16 protein-coding genes are annotated in these 16,720 nt (G+C 68.2%); 13 read left to right on the top strand and 3 right to left on the bottom strand.

Going from position 1 to position 16,720, the window contains the following annotated elements:
* Positions 1–3 precede the first annotated feature (3 nt).
* The 3 genes from VNE62_10135 (at position 4) to VNE62_10125 (ending at position 3,850) form a co-directional block, all read left to right on the top strand.
* The gene (locus tag VNE62_10135) at positions 4–1,095 is read left to right on the top strand and encodes a histone deacetylase (protein ID HVE92638.1); all 1,092 of its coding nucleotides are present in this window, start codon (positions 4–6) and stop codon (positions 1,093–1,095) included.
* A 69-nt stretch (positions 1,096–1,164) separates the two neighbouring features.
* Positions 1,165–2,238 (top strand): PilT/PilU family type 4a pilus ATPase, encoded by a 1,074-nt coding sequence (locus tag VNE62_10130; protein HVE92637.1) that lies wholly within the window; start codon positions 1,165–1,167, stop codon positions 2,236–2,238.
* A 49-nt stretch (positions 2,239–2,287) separates the two neighbouring features.
* Positions 2,288–3,850, top strand: coding sequence for a CCA tRNA nucleotidyltransferase (locus VNE62_10125; GenBank protein ID HVE92636.1), 1,563 nt, complete (start codon positions 2,288–2,290; stop codon positions 3,848–3,850).
* Here VNE62_10125 and VNE62_10120 read toward each other — a convergent pair.
* A complete protein-coding gene (locus tag VNE62_10120; protein ID HVE92635.1) occupies positions 3,760–4,890 on the bottom strand; it encodes a polysaccharide deacetylase family protein in 1,131 nt (376 codons plus the stop codon). The genes VNE62_10125 and VNE62_10120 overlap by 91 nt on opposite strands.
* A 54-nt stretch (positions 4,891–4,944) precedes the next feature.
* Between VNE62_10120 and VNE62_10115 the strand changes: the two genes are divergently transcribed.
* On the top strand, positions 4,945–5,925 hold the full coding sequence (locus tag VNE62_10115) for an LLM class flavin-dependent oxidoreductase (protein ID HVE92634.1): 981 nt from the start codon (positions 4,945–4,947) through the stop codon (positions 5,923–5,925).
* 27 nt (positions 5,926–5,952) lie between these two features.
* Here VNE62_10115 and VNE62_10110 read toward each other — a convergent pair whose 3' ends face one another.
* Both VNE62_10110 and VNE62_10105 read right to left on the bottom strand, forming a co-directional pair.
* Entirely contained in the window at positions 5,953–7,020 is a 1,068-nt protein-coding gene (locus VNE62_10110; GenBank protein HVE92633.1) for an inositol-3-phosphate synthase, read from the bottom strand.
* Position 7,021: 1 nt separating this feature from the next.
* Positions 7,022–7,573, bottom strand: coding sequence for a helix-turn-helix transcriptional regulator (locus tag VNE62_10105; GenBank protein HVE92632.1), 552 nt, complete (start codon positions 7,571–7,573; stop codon positions 7,022–7,024).
* Between the two features lie 373 nt (positions 7,574–7,946).
* Here VNE62_10105 and VNE62_10100 point away from each other — a divergent pair, with 373 nt between their 5' ends.
* The 9 genes from VNE62_10100 to VNE62_10060 all read left to right on the top strand — a co-directional run bounded on the left by VNE62_10100 (position 7,947) and on the right by VNE62_10060 (position 16,372).
* Positions 7,947–10,178, top strand: a complete 2,232-nt coding sequence (locus tag VNE62_10100) for an Ig-like domain-containing protein (protein ID HVE92631.1) — start codon at positions 7,947–7,949, stop codon at positions 10,176–10,178.
* 114 nt (positions 10,179–10,292) lie between these two features.
* Positions 10,293–10,673 (top strand): DUF5318 family protein, encoded by a 381-nt coding sequence (locus VNE62_10095; GenBank protein HVE92630.1) that lies wholly within the window; start codon positions 10,293–10,295, stop codon positions 10,671–10,673.
* Between the two features lie 11 nt (positions 10,674–10,684).
* The gene (locus VNE62_10090) at positions 10,685–11,245 is read left to right on the top strand and encodes a hypothetical protein (GenBank protein ID HVE92629.1); all 561 of its coding nucleotides are present in this window, start codon (positions 10,685–10,687) and stop codon (positions 11,243–11,245) included.
* Complete coding sequence (locus VNE62_10085; GenBank protein HVE92628.1) at positions 11,242–12,642, top strand: hypothetical protein; 1,401 nt, start codon at positions 11,242–11,244, stop codon at positions 12,640–12,642. The genes VNE62_10090 and VNE62_10085 overlap by 4 nt, the downstream gene beginning before the upstream one ends.
* Positions 12,643–12,769: 127 nt before the next feature.
* A complete protein-coding gene (locus tag VNE62_10080; GenBank protein ID HVE92627.1) occupies positions 12,770–13,483 on the top strand; it encodes a hypothetical protein in 714 nt (237 codons plus the stop codon).
* A 90-nt stretch (positions 13,484–13,573) separates the two neighbouring features.
* Entirely contained in the window at positions 13,574–14,089 is a 516-nt protein-coding gene (locus tag VNE62_10075; protein ID HVE92626.1) for an LPXTG cell wall anchor domain-containing protein, read from the top strand.
* Positions 14,090–14,434: 345 nt separating this feature from the next.
* Complete coding sequence (locus tag VNE62_10070; GenBank protein HVE92625.1) at positions 14,435–15,325, top strand: hypothetical protein; 891 nt, start codon at positions 14,435–14,437, stop codon at positions 15,323–15,325.
* 205 nt (positions 15,326–15,530) lie between these two features.
* Positions 15,531–15,752 (top strand): hypothetical protein, encoded by a 222-nt coding sequence (locus tag VNE62_10065; GenBank protein HVE92624.1) that lies wholly within the window; start codon positions 15,531–15,533, stop codon positions 15,750–15,752.
* Between the two features lie 173 nt (positions 15,753–15,925).
* On the top strand, positions 15,926–16,372 hold the full coding sequence (locus tag VNE62_10060) for a hypothetical protein (protein ID HVE92623.1): 447 nt from the start codon (positions 15,926–15,928) through the stop codon (positions 16,370–16,372).
* The last annotated feature ends 348 nt before the right edge of the window (positions 16,373–16,720 follow it).

Here is a 16,720-nt window from a genome sequence, read left to right as displayed (position 1 = left end):
CCCGTGGTGACGCGAGACGAGCAGCCTGCGGCGCGCTCACCCGTCGTCGGACTGGTCGCCCACGAGGCGACGCTCGGACATGACGCCGGGACGGCCCATCCTGAGCAGCCCTCGCGGGTGAGCACGATCCTGGAGCACCTGGACCGGACGGGCCTAGCTCGCAGGCTAGAGAGCGTGGAGCCGGAAGCGGTGCCCCGGGAAGTGCTGGAGTTGGCCCACTCGCCTGAGTACGTCCGTCTGCTGTGGGAGATCGACGACGCGGGCGGTGGCCGGGTGGACCTGGATACGCGGATGGGCTCCGGGAGCCTCGCCGCCGTCCTGGTCTCGTCCGGCGCTGCCGTCGAGGCCGCCGCCCGGATCCTGGACGGAAGGTGGTCGTCGGCCTTTGTGGTGGCCCGGCCCCCCGGCCACCACGCCACCTACGACGGACCGCTGTCCCAGCCGGCCTGGACGGCCGTGCGAGCTTCGCTGGGCTTCTGCCTGGTCAACCATGCCGCGGTCGCTGCGCGCTGGGCGATCCACCACGGGGGAGCCGCCCGGGTCGCGATCCTGGACTGGGACGCCCACCACGGCAACGGAACGCAGGACGTCTTCTGGGAGGACCCCCAGGTGCTGTTCATGTCGGTGCACCAGTTCCCCTTCTACCCGGGCACCGGCGACGTCACGGAGACCGGGGGAGCCTCCGCGGACGGACTGACCGTGAACGTGCCTCTGCCGGCGGGCTCCGGAGAGGACGCTTACGCGCGGGCTTTCGAGGAGGTGTTCGTCCCGGCCGCCCGGAAATTTGACCCCGACCTTTTGATCGTGTCTGCAGGGTTCGACGCCCACGTCCGGGACCCCGTGTGCCTCATGGGGCTGACCGCTGGAGCGTTTCACCGATTCACCCGCATGCTGCAGCGGATCGGCCCGGGACTTTTGTGCGTGCTGGAAGGGGGGTATGACCTGTCAGCGCTCTCGTGGTCGTCCGCGTCGACTGTTTCGGCGCTGGTCGGGGAGGCTGAACCGGTGGGCGTGCCTCCCGATGAGGTGGGTGCGCTCCCGGGAGCCACCGAGGCACACCGGTGGGTGGACCGGGCCGCAGCGCACCTGTCATAGCAGGGACAATCGTCAAGCCCGCCGGTTCACCGGTCGATTAGAGGTAATGCTCATCTGGAAGAGGAGACGATGACGAAGCTCGATGACTTTTTGCGCCTGACGGTCGAGCGTGGGGGCTCCGACCTCCACGTCAAGGCCGGTCAGCCTCCGGTGATACGTGTCCACGGCGACCTGCTGCCGACCGACCTGCCCAAGTTGACTGCGGCGGAGACGGACAAGATGGCGCGGACGATCCTGCCGGCGAAGCTGGAGGCCGAACTGGATGAGATAGGCGGGGCGGACTTCGCCTACAACGTCACCGGTCTCGGCAGGTTCAGGGTCAACGTGTTCCGGCAGCGTGGCGCGGTCGGGATGGTCCTGCGGCGCGTTGCTCCCGCGCCTCCCCAGATCGACTCGCTGCACCTGCCCCCGATCATCAAGCGGCTGGCCGAGGAGCCCAGGGGCCTGGTCCTGGTGACCGGACCGACGGGGTCTGGCAAAACGACCACGTGCGCATCGATGATCAACCACATCAACTCGACCAGGTCCTGCAACATCGTCAGCCTGGAGGACCCCATCGAGATCCTCCACACGGACAAAAAGGCCCTGGTCAACCAGCGCGAGATCGGAACGGACACCGAGTCGTTCTCAGCGGGGCTGCGGCACGCGATGCGTCAGGACCCCGACGTCATCTTCCTGGGTGAGATGCGCGACCCGGAGACGGTGTGGGCGGCGCTGGCGGCGTCGGAAACGGGCCACTTCGTCCTCTCGACCCTGCACACTGTGGACGCCGCCGAGACGGTCAACCGCGTGATCGACTTCTTCCCGTCCCAGCAGCAGAAGCAGATCCGGCACTCCCTCGCCACCGCCCTGCGGGGGATCGTGTCCCAGCGTCTCCTGCCGACGAAGACGCGCAAGGGACGGGTTCCCGCCATCGAGGTGCTCGTAAGCACGGGCAGGGTCCACGACGCGATCATCGACCCCGACGAGACCCGCAACATTCCGGACATCGTCGCCGAGGGCGAGTACTACGGGATGCAAACTTTTGACCAGGCGCTGATGAAGCTGTACCGCAACGACGAGGTCACGCTGGACGACGCCCTGCACGCCGCATCCAACCCGCACGACTTCAAGGTGGCCCTTAAAAAGGCAGGCGTCTCCTGATCTGAACTTCAGCGGCGGGAGCGGACTCCAGCCAACGTAGGCTGTCAGCATGTCCGCGGCGAGGATGCCCTCTCTGGTCGAGCCCGGCTCCCTGCGCTATGAACTCGGGGAGCTGTTCGAGGCGTCGGGACACGAGCTCTGGCTGGTCGGAGGCGCCGTACGCGACGCCCTCTTGGGTCGGCCTGAACCGGATCTGGACTTCGCCACCGACGCCAAGCCTTCCGAGGTCATAGACGTGCTCCGCGGCCGGGCCTCGGAGATGTGGCTGCAGGGGGTCCGGTTCGGGACGGTCGGCGCGGCGGTTCGAGGCAACAGGCTCGAGATCACGACCTACCGCGAGGAGTGGTATCCGGCCGATTCACGCAAACCAGAGGTCCATTTCGCCCGCGACATCGAGTCGGACCTGTCCCGGCGCGACTTCACGATCAACTCGATGGCGGTGCGGACCCCATCCGCCGAGGTCTTCGACCCTTTCGGCGGGATCCAGGACCTCGCCCGGCGCGTCATCCGCACCCCCCGCTCGCCCGAGCAGGCCTTCAGTGACGACCCCCTCAGGATGCTGCGTGCCTGCAGGTTCGCAGCGACGCTGTCCGGCGAGGCCGGCGAATTCGAGGTCGCCGAGGAGGTTCTCGGCGCGATTGCCACCATGCGGGAGCGTCTCGGAATCGTTTCCCGGGAGAGGGTGCGCGACGAGCTCGCGAAGCTGATCGTCGGCACCAGGGCGGACCTGGGCCTGGAGGCGATGGTGGCCACGGGGCTGGCGGACCATGCCCTGCCGGAGCTGCCGGCCCTGGCGATGGAGCAGGACCCGCTGCACAGGCACAAGGACGTCCTGCGCCATACGCTCGCCGTGGTCCAGCGCGTCCCCCAGGAACTGGTGGTGAGGCTCGCGGCGCTGTTCCACGACATCGGCAAGCCGGCGACACGGGCTTTCGGCCCGGGGGGCACCGTCACGTTCCACCACCACGAGGTGGTCGGCTCGAAGTTGGCCGAGCGGCGGCTGCGGGAGCTGAGGTTCTCCTCGTCGGTTGTGGAGTCGGTGAGGACACTGGTGTTTCTGCACATGAGGTTTCACACGTTCAAGCTCGGCTGGACAGACTCCGCCGTCCGCAGGTACGTCCGGGATGCCGGCGACCTGCTGGACGAGCTGAACGCATTGGTCAGGGCCGACTGCACCACCCGGAACCCGGCCAAGGCGCGCGCGCTGCAGGAACGGATGGACTCACTCGAACTCCGGATCGCCGAGCTGACCGAGCGTGAGGAGCTGTCCCGGCTTCGGCCCCCGTTGGACGGCCATGACGTGATGGCGCTGTACGACCTGAAGCCCTCCCGCACGGTCGGCCGTGCGCTGGAGCACCTGCTCGAGCTGCGGATCGAGTCCGGGCCGATGGGCCGGAAAGAGGCCTACGACGCGCTGGAGGCGTGGGGGCGCGATCAGGACCTGACCCCCGCCAGGACGGCCGAGGAGGCCATGTCGGTGGCGGACGCCTCCCGCCGCGCCGCCGAAGAGGCCGAGGCTGCCTACGACGCAGACCCGGCGGGCCGCGAAGATCCGGTGGGGCCAGAAGTGGCGGGGGGGCCTGAAGAAGCGGCGGGCCCCGGAGAGCCGTAGGCGCGGTCGCTGAACCCGCGTACCCGCCTCAGTTGGTCCTGTCGTTCCCGCGGGTAGGAGATCGTCGCGGCGTCTCCGTCGGACACAAAGCGGCGCGGTCCGGAATCGAGCCAGTTCAGCCACTTGTCGAACTCGGGCGGGAAGGCCTGGACCCGCATCACCTTGGTGGGGTCGTAGCGGGTGTGGTGCGGCGTATATGCCGGCTCGTCCCCCACGAGCAGGACCACGTCGTGTTTGTACCTCTTCCCCTCCCAGATGCCGGTGACGGCCAGGCTGCGATCCTTGGGCCACAGGCCGAACGGCAGAGCGTGGCTGCGCAGCCGGTACCGGGGGATGACCTTTTCGACCTCCTCCTGCAGCCGGGCCAGCGACTGCTGGACCTCCTCGTCGTCAAGCGAGGACAGGTTGTCATGGCCGTAGGAGTGGTTGCCGAGCTCGTAGCCGTTGTCCACCAGCCATTTCAGCTTCTGGGGGACCCGGTCCTTCTCCCGGAACGGCAGGGGCCAGTAGATGTAGAAGGCGGCCGTCTCGCGCCAGCCGGGGTGCGTCCGGGCGAAGTCCCTCAGGATCCCCACCACGGAGTCCGGATGCGGCTGCCCGTTTTCGCCGAAGTAGAACTGCTGCCGGTCGGCGTCGTCGAAGGTCAGGACGACGGGCGTCGTCCCCGCAGGGATGTCGAAGCGGCCGTCGGCGAAGTCGGCCACCGTCACCGGACGGTAGCCTCCGTCGTAGAGCCGCTGGAGCTGCTCCTTGAAGGTCTTGCGCGTCACCTTCCACCGGCTCTCGGCCTCCCCCACCTCGTGCCACTCGATCACCGGCACCCTGCCGAGCTCGTTCACGCGTAGCGAGGCCAGCTTCTGCTCAGACATCGGTGACGGGCTGGGCCGACGGGTCGTCGTGGGCTTGGGGGCCGTGGAGCCCCCGTCCCTCGCCGCCAAGGTGGCCCCCAGGACGACACCCAGGACGGCCGTGGGCAGGAGCAGCCGGAAGGCCAGGCGCTTCCGGCGCTCGGACGAGCCTCTTCTGATGACCCTGTTCATGGTGAGATGACCTCGATAGGCGGTCTCGGGCGCGCCCGGGCTAGCCTACCTGCGATGACGGTCGCGATCTCGCTCCCACCGCCCGGTCTGGCGCTCTCCGAGGTTCCGGCCTACGCGCGGGAGGCGGAGTCGCTGGGGTACGACTCCTGCTGGATCGCGGAGGTGGCGGGCAATGACGCCTTCGCTCTCGGCTCGGCGGTGGCTGCCGTTACAAGCCGGCTGCGGCTGGGGACGGCGGTGGTTCCGGTCAACACGCGGGGTCCCGCCATGCTCTCCATGGCGGCCGCCACCATGGACGGCGTCTCGGGCGGCCGGGGGATCTGCGGGATAGGAGTGTCGTCTCCGGCCATCGTCTCGGACTGGAACGGGCAGCCCTCCGGCTCGCCGCTGCGCCGCGCCCGGGAGACCATTGAGGTCCTCAGGCTGGCCCTGACGGGACAGAAGGTTGATTACGAGGGTTCCTGCGTGCGCGTTCGCGGCTTCCGGATTGTGCCTCCGCCTCCCCGGTCCGTGCCGATCTACCTCGGCGCCCTCAATCCCGGAATGCTGAAGCTGGCGGGAGAGCTGGCCGATGGCGTGGTGCTGAACATGGTGGGCGAGGACTTCGTGCCGGCGGCGCTGGAGCACGTACGGGCGGGGGCACTGTCGGTGGGCCGGGATCCGGACTCGATTGAGGTCGTGATCAGGCTCCAGACCTGTGTAGGCGAAGACGAAGACGCCGCCCGCGACGGGTTCGCCAGAGCATTCGCGGCGTATGTGATCGCTCGCGGCTACGCGGAGTTCTTCACTTGGCAGGGTTTCGGTGACTGCGTCAGAGGCGTCCGGGAGGCCTTCGCCGCCCGGGACAGGCAGGCGGCCCGGGAGGCCATCTCGGACAGGATGCTGGACGCGCTGGTGGTCAGCGGTGACCGGGATCGCGTCAGATCCCGGATCGACTCCTACATGGCCGCCGGGGTGACGACACCGGCCGTCCATGCGTTCTGGCCCACGCGGGACGCGGCACTGCGGACGATGAGGGCATGCGCCCCCGCCTGAAGGCCGGACCGGCGACGTGCCCCGTACTCAGCCCGCTATGAATTCCTCGGTCATGATCCGCGCGATCTCGTCGGGGTACTGGGCCGGGGGTGACTTCATGAAGTAGGCGCTGGGTCCGACCAGCGCGCCGCCCACCCCCCGATCCAAGGCGACCTTGCAGCACCGGACGGCGTCTACGACGACGCCCGCCGAGTTCGGAGAGTCCCAGACCTCCAGCTTCAGCTCGACGGACATCGGAGCGCCGCCGAACCCGCTGCCCTCCAGCCGGATGTATGCCCACTTGCGGTCCGAAAGCCACGGGACGTGATCCGATGGCCCGATGTGGATGTCACGGTCCTCGATCTCCTGGGTGACGTTCGACCGGACCGCATTCGTCTTGGACAGCTTCTTGGAGGCGAGCCGCTCACGCTCGAGCATGTTCATGAAGTCCATGTTCCCGCCGAAGTTGAGCTGATACGTGCGGTTGAGGTTTACCCCCCGGTCTTCGAACAGCTTGGCAAGCTGACGGTGAATGATCGTGGCGCCTACCTGCGACTTTATGTCGTCGCCGACGATCGGAAGGTTCGCCTCCTTGAACTTGCGCTCCCACTCGGGGTCCTGCGCGATGAACACCGGGATGCAGTTGACGAACCCGACTCCAGACTGCAGGGCCTGCTCGGCGTAGAACCGCGTGGCGAGCTCCGACCCTACGGGCAGGTAGCTGACGAGGACGTCTGCACCGGCATCCCTGAGGGCGCGGGCGACGTCCACCGGCTCTTCGTCGGACTCGGTCACCTGACCCCGGTAGTACTGGCCGAGGCCGTCGAAGGTGTGGCCCCTGGCGACGCGAACCCCCGCCGCCGGCACGTCCGCGAACCTCATCGTGTTGTTGGGCTCGGCGAGGATCGCCTCGGACAGGTCCATCCCCACCTTTGCCGAGTCGACGTCGAAGGCGGCCACGAATTCGATGTCGCCGACGCCGTACCCCCCCAGGACCGTGTGCATCAACCCGGGGATGACGTCATCGGGGTTGGAGTCCCGGTAGAACTCGACCCCCTGCACGAAAGAAGAGGCGCAGTTGCCGACGCCCACGATTCCCACACGTACCTTGCCCATCTCAGGTCCTCCTTGACTTCGGGGGGCGTTTGTCGCTCGCCCGTTCCTGGTCGATCAGTTCCTCCAGCCACCTGATGTCCTGCTCGGTGGCCTGCACGCCGTGGTTGATCAGGGACAACGAATAGGCGTCGATCCGGTCCTGGGCGGACCTCAGCGACTCCTTGAACTCCAGTAGCTTTTCCTGCAGGTAAGCCCGGCGCCTCTCCATCAGACCGATGCGCGACTCGGTGGGCAGGTACCGGAAGAAGGCGAACCTCAGCCTGAACCTGTCGGTGTCGTAGACCGCTCCGTGCTCGAGCTGCTCAAAGAAGAAGGTCTCGCCCTCGGTCGTGATCTCGTAGGTCGTCTTGCGGCGCAGACGGGCCCCCTCGGCCCTGGTTTCGCGGACCATTCCGCTCTTGCGCAGCCGCTTGAGGCACGGGTAGAGGGATCCGAACGAAATCGTCCACAGGGGGCCGAGGGTTGTGGACAACCGCCGGCTGATCTCGTAGCCGTGCATCGGGCCCTCCTTGAGAAGGCCCAGCACCGCGATCTCGAGCGACGACGTCGTCATGTCGAACCAATATATCGGTTCGATATAGCGTTTCGCACGTCCGCGGGCTTGGGACCGGTCGCCGCAGCGCTCTGTCCGAGAGGCCTCACCCCCGGCGACGGACAAGAAAAAGAGGAATCCCCGGGAGTCCGGAGAATGAAGCCCCGAGCCCGGTTGGGCTTCGGAAATGAGCCGGACGGCGGGGGTGCGCTCACACTACCGCTCGTCAGACGAGCTTCCGCCGATTTCAGGGTCTCAACGGCACGTGCCGGAAGACCGTGGCAAGGGGGTAGTGCTTATGTCGCAGCTTGATCACAACTCGAGCATTGGGCCTTCGCGATCCCGCCCGCGCGCCGTGCTCGGCGCGCTCCTACTCGCTGTAGCCCTCGCGGTGGTGAACCTGCCGTCGCAGGCTTTCGCAGTCGGAGCCGGCACCCTGACCATCCATGACGGTGGAGACGGGTTTATGAACGCGGCCGAGACGGCCTCAGGGATCCCGGCATCCTGGGAGAACCTGGACCCCGCGGCGACGTCCGCCGACGTGTGGTTCGAGGACGCCTCCGGCGGCATTCCCGCCGGCTGCGGACCCTGGACTGTCGGCCCAACCGGATCCGGTGCCGTCAACCCCACCTGCGCCGCAAGCCTGCCGGAAGGGGAATTCACGTTCAAGGCAGAGTGGACCGACGGAACGACTCCTTCCGGAGTTGTGACATCGGCAGCCACCACCAAGGACAACGTCTCGCCGGCCCCGCCCTCCGTGCAGCTGGCGACCGCCAACATCGCCAACGTGGCTTCCGTCCCCACCACGGGTGACGCCGACGCCGGAACGATCAACCTCTCGATCGACGACGCCGACGGCACGACTGCCGCCGTCACGGCATCTGCCCCGGTCAGCGGGGCCTTTTCCATCTCCTCCGACCTCTCCGGCCTGGCCGATGGCACCCTCGACGCCACGGCGTCTGTGACGGACGCAGCGGGCAACACGGGGTCCACCAGCGCCACTTCGGCCCTGAAGGACACCGTCGCCCCCGCCGCGCCGGTCATTTCGGCCCCCGTTGAGGGCGTGACCGTCGGCGGGTCTCCCATCTCGGTCGCCGGCACCGCTGCCGCCGGCGACAAGGTGAAGGTTTTGGAAGGCGCGACACAGCTGCACGAGGCCACTGCCGATGGCGCCGGTGACTGGACCGCCTCCATCCCCTTTTCGGACGGAGCGCACTCGATCTCCGTTGTCTCCGTCGATGCAGCAGGCAACGAGGGTCCCTCCTCCACCCGCTCCTTCACGGTGGACCTCGCTCCCCCGCTCGCGGGAACGGCCATGCTGCTGGACGGTGACGGCTACGTGAACGCGGCCGATGCGGCCGCTGGCCTGCCCGTCAACTGGACCAGGGCCCGTGGGTCCGACGCCGTGGGCGCCGAAATCTCGTTTGTGGACTCGTCCAACGCAGTTCCCGCAGCCTGCGGGCCGTTTGCGGTGGAAGTCACCGGCGAGAGCACCTTGTCGCCGGCTTGCGCCGCCGCCCTGCCCCAGGGTGACTTCGCTCTCAGGGCCGTCTGGATCGACGAGTTCGGCAACCGCTCCGATCCCTTTGACGACGGGTCGGTCAAGGACACCGTTGCTCCGGCGGCGATCGACCTCGACCACCCCGACACGATCCTTCGGACCGAGGCGGCTGCCGGTATCCCGCTGAACTGGACGGCCGACACGGCCCTTGCCCAGGTCACGCTGGCCAACGAGGCCTCCACGGCCCCGGCGGCCTGCACGATGGCGGACCAGGCGGCCACCGGCTCGGCGACCATCGGTCTCGCCTGCTTCGGGGCCCTCCAGGACGGCAACATCGTGGCTTCCGTGACCGGTACCGACATCGCCGGAAACGCCTCCTCCGCCACCGACACGGCGATTCTGCAGATCACCGCCGGCAAGCTCGGCCTTGAGATCCTGGACGGAGCCGACAACGCCGACGGCACCAAGCCGTTCCCGGCCAAGGGTCACGTGGACAACCGCGCCAACGCGCAGGACACGCTTAACGGGACCGCGCTGAAGGTCCGGCTCGACCCCGACCCGGCGACGGCTACCGGAATCCTGCTGGCCCAGGTCACCCTGTCGGACGGCACCAACAGCATCGTTTCGGAGGTCAGGGAGATCGAAGCCATCTCGTCAGTGGAGCTGCGGACCTTCACCTTCAATGCCACCACCCTGAGACAGGGTCTGCTGACGGCGACCGGCACGATCACCAACGAGATCCAAAACGTCACGACCAAGGTGGACTCCACCACGCTTGACCTCGTGGCGCCTCAGACCTCGTTCGACCAGGCCGACGGCACCATGTTCGTCTCCGTGAACGCCCTGCTGTTTACCCTCTCGGACGTGGTGTTCACCGGAGCCACAACCGACCCCAGCGGCACCTCCGGCGTGCAGTTCGTCTACATCATGGGCAAGAACGTGGACACCGGCGCCACTTTCGGCCGCACCGCCGTGATGGAGTCTCCCGAGGCCGGCTCGACCGGATGGTCCCTCGAGCTGGTCCTACCGGCGGGTGAGTGGGAGATCACGTCCCGCACTCAGGACACCTCCGGGAACCTTGCCCCGGACACAGCCCCGTTCACGGTCCAGGTCCTCGGCTTCTAGCTTCCCGCTAGCGAGGCACGCAAAGGGGCCCCTCCGGGGGCCCCTTTCGTATTCCCCGCCCGGCCCTGAGGCGCCCTTGCCGCCGGGCCCCCCGGCGTGCACAATGGCCGGACCATGCAGGGGAGGGTCGATTACCGGCTGGCCGTGCAGGCGGTGCTGCGCGACTTCCGCGCTGGACGCGTCCAGCGCCGGGACATCTGCGACGCCCACCCGGACCTATTGCGCGCCGCAGGCTATTCGGGCGAGCAGACGCAGGACCCGTGTCCGGTCTGTGCCAAGGGCTGCGTCAAGCTGGTCTCCTACGTGTTCTCTGACGAGTTGAAGCGGGACAATGGCCGGATCTGGCCGACCCAGGACCTTTCCCCGTTGATGAAGCTGCGGGAAGCCAAGCTGTACACGGTGGAGGTGTGCCCTGACTGCGGGTGGAACCACCTGCGCTTTCAGATGATCGTCGGGCACGGTGGGACCGGCCGGGGCCGCAAGGCGTCCCGGTAAGCCCCGAGGCGGTGATCCGCAGGGCCGCTGTAGGCGGTGCGCTGGCGGCCTGCGCCGCGGGACTGGCCGGCGTGGAGGCCGGGATCCTCTGGCTCATCGCCGGCGTCTGGTGCATCAGGACCCTTTACGGCCGTGCCCCCGGCGTGGCCTGGGCCTTTGCCTGCGTCGCCGCCGGGCTCCACTGGGGGTCGCTGGGGCTCGGCGACATCGCCGCGGCCACACGCCATCTGTCCCCCACCTTGGCATCAGGTCCCCCCCTGACGGCTGCCGGCAGCGTCGTGCTGCTGGTTGCGGCCGTGCTGGAGGAGGCGCGCGGGCAGGGGCTCTTGTCGCCCCGGCCTCCAGTGGCGGCGTCGTCCGCCGTGGTCCTTCTGGCTGTCGTCGCCGCGCTGGCCGTACCCGGTGCCGGTGATTCGCCTCTGGCCGGGTCCCTGGTGTGGTGGGCCGGGGCCGCTGCGGCCGCAGGAACAGTCGCCGCGACCTGCGGCCGGCCCGCGCGACGTCTTCCCGGATGGGTCCCCGGGCTGCTGGCCGCGGCGGGACTCGGCGCCGTGGGCCTGGCGGCAGCGTGACGCTGGCGTCCCTGGCTGCGGCCGCCGTGGCGCTGGTCTTGGGCGCAAGATCACTGGCCTCCGCGGCCTTCGCCTTGGCGGCGGCGGCGTCGGTTGCCCTGCCGGAGCCACTTGCTGCTGTCGCGTTCTGGACCTGCGCCACCGGCGCGTTCGTCGCCGCCACGGCCTCGCCGGGCCGCGAGCTTGGGCTGGCGGCGCTCGGACTCGCCGCCGCGCTCGTGGCCGCGATGTCGGCCAACGCCGCCATCGTGCCCGCTGCGTGGGTGCTGGCGTCCGCAGCCGCAGCGGCCTCGAGGCCAGTTCCCACCGGCCGCATCTGGTCCGCAGGCGTCGTCGCTGCCGACGTCCCGTTTGTGGCCGCGGTGGGCTGGGCGGTTTTTCAGGGGGGGTTCGTCTCGTGGCGCGACCCACTCCCGGTGGTTTGTGGGCTGGGTCTGGCCGCGACCGCCCTGGTCAAGGCCCTGATGGCGGGACACGCTGAGGGTCGGGCGGCCGGTCCGGCGCTGGTGGTCGTCCGGGGCCAGGCGCTGGCAGCCCTCGTCCTCGCCTCCTACGCGGGCGTCTCCGCAGGCCATGGGCTCCTGCTCGGGGGAGCGGCCGCCTTTGCGGCCGCCACGGCTCTGCGGAGCCGGGCAGCGGCCGACGCGGTTCGCGAGATGGGGCTGACCTGTTCGCTCATCGGGGCCGCCCTCCTGGGACGGCACCCTCTGTGGTGGGTCTGGGCCGCCCTCGGGGCAGGCACCTGCCTGCACTTCCTGCACCTGCAGGGGTCGTGGGAGACCTCGTCGCCGCGGGACCGGACATCTCCGGCCCCGGAGGAATCCCGGCTCGGCCGCCTGGCGAAGGGGCCCGGCCTCGGCTCCCCTATCTGGGCCGGAGGTGCAGTGGCGGTGCTGGCCGCCGTCCGGACCGGCGGCCTCGAAGGCGCGGTCGTGGCGGCTATCCTCCTGCTGGGCATCGCCGGAACCGTCCGAGCCGGCCCCGGCCGTCGGCTTCCCAAAGACGGCCCCACACGGTTCGTCTCCGGCGCCGTGGGCGCCGCCGCAGCAATGACAGGCCTTCTGGGACTGGCATTGGCCTCTTCGGCGCCACCCGGTTCAGCCGGCTTCGCATTGCGGACCGGACCGCTGCTGGCCCTGGTGGGCGTCCTGGCCGCGGCCGCCGTGGCAGGACCTCTGGCCGCGGTACTGCTGGGCCCGGCGGACCCCCCGGCCGAGCCGGTGGCACCGGTCACGCCCGTGCGGGAGCTGGACCCCCGGCTCCGGAGGCTGCGCGACCCCTTGCTTCGTCTGGCGGCCAGACCGGCCCCGGAATGGACCGTCGCCGCGCTTGTCTCGCTCTTTGCGGCCGTCTCCGTCGCCATCTGGGTGGCCGGCTTTTTGCGAGGCTTCCTCTAGATACCCTCCGGGGCCGGGGGCCTAGGAGGTTTGACCTTCAGCAGGGGCGGCGATTAGGCTGGCCCACAGATGGACAGGCCTGCGGTGCGGCCTGCCCTTTGTCGCGTACGTGGAAGGAGATAGATCGGTGAGAGCGGTACGCAGGGCAGGGCTTGTGGCGGGCGTGGCTTTTGCCGCGCTGCTCTGGCTCGCCTCGGCCGCGTCCGCCGATCTCGCGGACCTGGAGAAGCCCTACACCCCCCACGCCCTCAAGGCCATCCCTGGCTCCGGCAGCGAGCCGGCCGCGGATTCTGAGCCGGCCCAGCCCGCTTCGACTGCCGGCCGCAGGATGCCCCGGCAGGCGGCTCCGGCTGCGAGCGCGCCCGAAGCCGCACCTCCAGCCGTCCAGCCTCAGCCACAGGCCGAAGCCGCCCCGGCCACGGTCGAGCCGCCGACGGTCGCGCCGCCGGGGCCTGTCCGGGCCACCGCCGACAAGGCCACTCCAGCGACGTCGAAGTACTCAAAGACATCAAAAAGCTCAATAGCATCCAAATCGTCCACAGCCAGCTCCTACCGCTCTTCGACACCGGGACTGTCAGACGGCGCGCCGGGTGCGTCGCCGTCCACGCAGGACCCGGTGAGGCTCGGAATGTCCAAGTTCCGTGCCCTGCTCGGGGAGATGATCCGTGCCTGCCAGGTGGCGGTCGGATCGGGAGGCGAGACGGCGCCGCCGATGTTCCTGGCGGCGATTCTCGGTGCCGTGGTCATCCTCGACCGCCGCGCGACGTTGCTGACGTCCGGAGCGGGGGACGAGGACCTGCCCCAGTTCCTTTATGCCGGGGATGTGATAGCCCCCGGATAAATGTTGTCAACTACCGGGACCTTCTGTTAGGTTCTGGGACATCAGTAAGGATTCCAAGTGCAAGCGACGGTTCCAGAAAGGAGCTACTGAATGAACAAGAGGTACAGGGCGATCCTCATGACCGCCCTGATCGGGCTCTTCGTGATGGCGCTGGCTACGTCCAGCTTCGCGAACGGCACGGTCAACATGGACACGGATGGCAGCGTCAGCACCCAGGCGGACAACGATGACGACGATGGTGACACCGTCGACCTCGGTCCGGCCACGGGTCTTGCCGACGACGCCACCGACGGCGGCCTGAAGGCCGCGGCTGTGGGCGAGCTCGGTGACACCGCTCACGGTCCCTGCGTCAAGGACCTGATGGACCTCCCCGCGCTGCGCGCGTGTGAGGACGCTCAGGGCCGCGCGATTCTGGACCTGCCGGCGCTGAAGCTGGTTGGGCCTACCAAGAAGGCGCACCACCACAAGCACCACGGCCACGGCCACGCTCCCAACAAGCTCCCGACCACGGGTGTCAACGTTGGCGACATGCTGGCTATGGGTATGGCAGCGCTGTCCGGCGGTGGCATTTTCCTCCGCCGTCTGCGGTTCAGCTTCGCCCGCTAGGGCGTACAGCTCGAGAAGGGGGCCCTCCGGGGCCCCCTTCTTCTTTTCCGGGCCCGGGAGTCCGGCCGCCGGCGGTGCAGGTTGTTTGTGTTCCTGGACCCGGTCTGCTACACATGTGGTCGGTGCCGCACGGCTGGACGTCGCGCGGTGCCTTTCTGATCTTCGCCGGACCGGCGTGAGCCGGACCGGTTGCTGCGGGGGCCCATTCCGGGCGAAGGGCAGTCCCGCAGGAGCACCACCGCAGTGCAGTGGCAGTCCGCAAGGCATTTTGCAGTTGCAAAGCACTGGTTGAGCAGTACGCCCCCCGGAAGGACCGGGGGGAGGAGCGAAAGGAACGTACAGACCATGCGACGCAGAACACTGGCACGTTTGCTGGTGGTCGGCGCGCTGGCCTGCCTTGGCTTCTTCTCCGGAGGCGCAGCTTTTGCGCAGTCGGCAGAGGCCAACAACAACACGAGTGGGTCCGAGGCCCAGTCGGGAGACGGCGGTGGCACCAACCACGCCAACTCCCACGCTGGCCCGGCTCCCGTGGCTGAGTCCAGCCACGACGAGCCCTCGTCGGGACCCACGACAGCCCGTATCGTCCACGAGGGCGACAACGAAGCCGAAGTGAACCAGAACGCCAAGGTTCGCTCCGGTGACGCAGTCGCCGGTGGACAGGTCACCGGGATCGTTTCCAGTGGCCCCGGCAAAATCTCCGTGCGGAACTCAAACCGCTCGGAGGACGCCGAGGCTCGCTCCGGAAACGCCACGGTTCACAACTACGCAAACGTAGATGTGGGCCCCCGCGTGATCGTTCCCGATGTTGACACCGATGGCGACGGCATTGCCGACGCCGCCGGTGAGTGCCTGGAGGAAGGCGTGATCACACAGATCAACGCCTGCATCCTGCACGATGGGGACAACGAGGCTGAGCTTTCCCAGGACGGGCTTGCCGAGACCGGAGATGCGGTCGCAGGCAGCCAGGTCACCGGAATCGTCTCCTCAGGCGGCGACGCCTCTGTGGAGAACGACAACATCAGCGAGGATGACGAGGCAGAGTCTGGAGAGGCAGATGTCCTCAACGAGGCCCCCGTCTGGCGCGCCGGCCGGTCCGTCGTGCCGGCGTCCCAGTCCGTGCGGACGGTCACTGCGGGGGCCCGGGTTGCGTCCATCTACGCCCTTGTGGTCGGCCTCCTGCTGACGCTGGGCTCAGGCATCCGAATGTGGCGAGTGCGTCGGGAGTTGGCGTTCTGAAGGAAGTCCGTGCGTCACGTTCCTGGCTTTCGGCCTGCTGATCGGTGCCGTCGCGCCTGCGGAGGCCACCACGTGGGTGGAGCGCACCGTCGAGGGGAGCTATGGCCCCTACCCAGCGCCGGTCACGGGCTGAAATGAAGTACTCGGTACTTATGCATGCCTGATCATCCCCACTGAGGCGACTGAGGCCTACTTCACTGCCAAAGTGACCGACACGCACGGCCAGCCCGTTTACGTCGAGGTGTTCGGTGACTCTCGCGTAGGTCAGTTCTGCGGCGAGACGAGCGAGCCCGTCTATTTCAGACCGGGTAGCACGCTCGAGATCTATGTCGGTTTGGCCACCGGGCGGGTCTCGGGGCACACTTGTCCAGCCAACATCATCAAGACGTCTGGGACGATCAGGGTCACGCTGTCCAACCTTCCGTAGCGCCCAATCTCCAGCAGGAGGCAGCAAGCCGCCCGGAGGTTTCCGGCGGTGGCTGACGAGTGGAGTGGTGTGGGCCTCCGGAGGAAGTCGGTGTGTCGCGTCGAATCTGTGTCTGGTGAGAAGTTCCTGCGCCTCCGAGCCCGGCGGGTCGAAGGGGCACAAGAGGAGACAACGTGAGGCGGATACTCATTACGTTCCTGGCTTTCGGCCTGCTGATCGGTGCCGTGGTGCCTGCGCAGGCCACCACGAGGGTGGAGCGCACCGTCGAGGGGAGCTATGGTGCCTACCCAGCGCCGGCCACGGGGTGCAATGAAGTACTCGGTCCTTGGGCATGTCTGGGCATCCCCACTGAGGCGACTGAGGCCTACTTCACCGCCAAAGTGACCGACACGCACGGCCAGCCCGTTTACGTCGAGGTTCGCAGTGACGGTGGCTCAACCGTGAATCACTTCTGCGGCGAGACGAGCGAGCCCATCTATTTCACACCGGGTAGCGGGCTCGAGTTCGATCTCGGTTTGGGCAGGGGGCCGGTCCCGCTCCCGGGGCTCAATGGTTGTCCGGCCACGGACAGCATCAAGACGTCTGGGACGATCAGGGTCACGCTGTCCAACCTTCCGTAGCTTTCAATCTCCAGCAGGAGACAGCAAGCCGCCCCCGAAGGTTTCAGGCGGTGGCTGACGAGAGGAGTGGTTGGGCCTCCGGAAGGAAGCCGGCGCGTCGCGTCGAACCTGTGCCTGGCGGGAAGTTCCTGCGCCTCCGGCCCCCGGGGGTCGAAGAGTCGGCAAGAGGAGACACCGTGAGGCGGATACTCGTCACGTTCCTGGCTTTCGGCCTGCTGACCGGTGCCGTCGTGCCTGCGCAGGCCACCAGCAGGGTGGAGCGCACCGTCGAGGGGAGCTATGGTGCCTACCCAGCGCCGGCCACGGGGTGCAATGAAGTACTCGGTCCTTGGGCATGTCTGGGCATCC

The sequence above is a fragment of the Actinomycetota bacterium genome (assembly GCA_035536535.1).
In the GTDB taxonomy this organism is placed as follows: domain Bacteria; phylum Actinomycetota; class JAICYB01; order JAICYB01; family JAICYB01; genus DATLNZ01.
This window is presented reverse-complemented; position numbering and strand designations above follow the sequence as displayed.

Bases quoted from the DNA above. Each gene is read 5' to 3' on its own strand.
- VNE62_10130 (HVE92637.1), top strand. From the start codon at position 1,165: ATGACGAAGCTCGATGACTTTTTGCGCCTGACGGTCGAGCGTGGGGGC.
- VNE62_10125 (HVE92636.1), top strand. From the start codon at position 2,288: ATGTCCGCGGCGAGGATGCCCTCTCTGGTCGAGCCCGGCTCCCTGCGC.
- VNE62_10120 (HVE92635.1), bottom strand. From the start codon at position 4,890: ATGAACAGGGTCATCAGAAGAGGCTCGTCCGAGCGCCGGAAGCGCCTG.
- VNE62_10115 (HVE92634.1), top strand. From the start codon at position 4,945: ATGACGGTCGCGATCTCGCTCCCACCGCCCGGTCTGGCGCTCTCCGAG.
- VNE62_10110 (HVE92633.1), bottom strand. From the start codon at position 7,020: ATGGGCAAGGTACGTGTGGGAATCGTGGGCGTCGGCAACTGCGCCTCT.
- VNE62_10105 (HVE92632.1), bottom strand. From the start codon at position 7,573: ATGACGACGTCGTCGCTCGAGATCGCGGTGCTGGGCCTTCTCAAGGAG.
- VNE62_10095 (HVE92630.1), top strand. From the start codon at position 10,293: ATGCAGGGGAGGGTCGATTACCGGCTGGCCGTGCAGGCGGTGCTGCGC.
- VNE62_10075 (HVE92626.1), top strand. From the start codon at position 13,574: ATGAACAAGAGGTACAGGGCGATCCTCATGACCGCCCTGATCGGGCTC.
- VNE62_10070 (HVE92625.1), top strand. From the start codon at position 14,435: ATGCGACGCAGAACACTGGCACGTTTGCTGGTGGTCGGCGCGCTGGCC.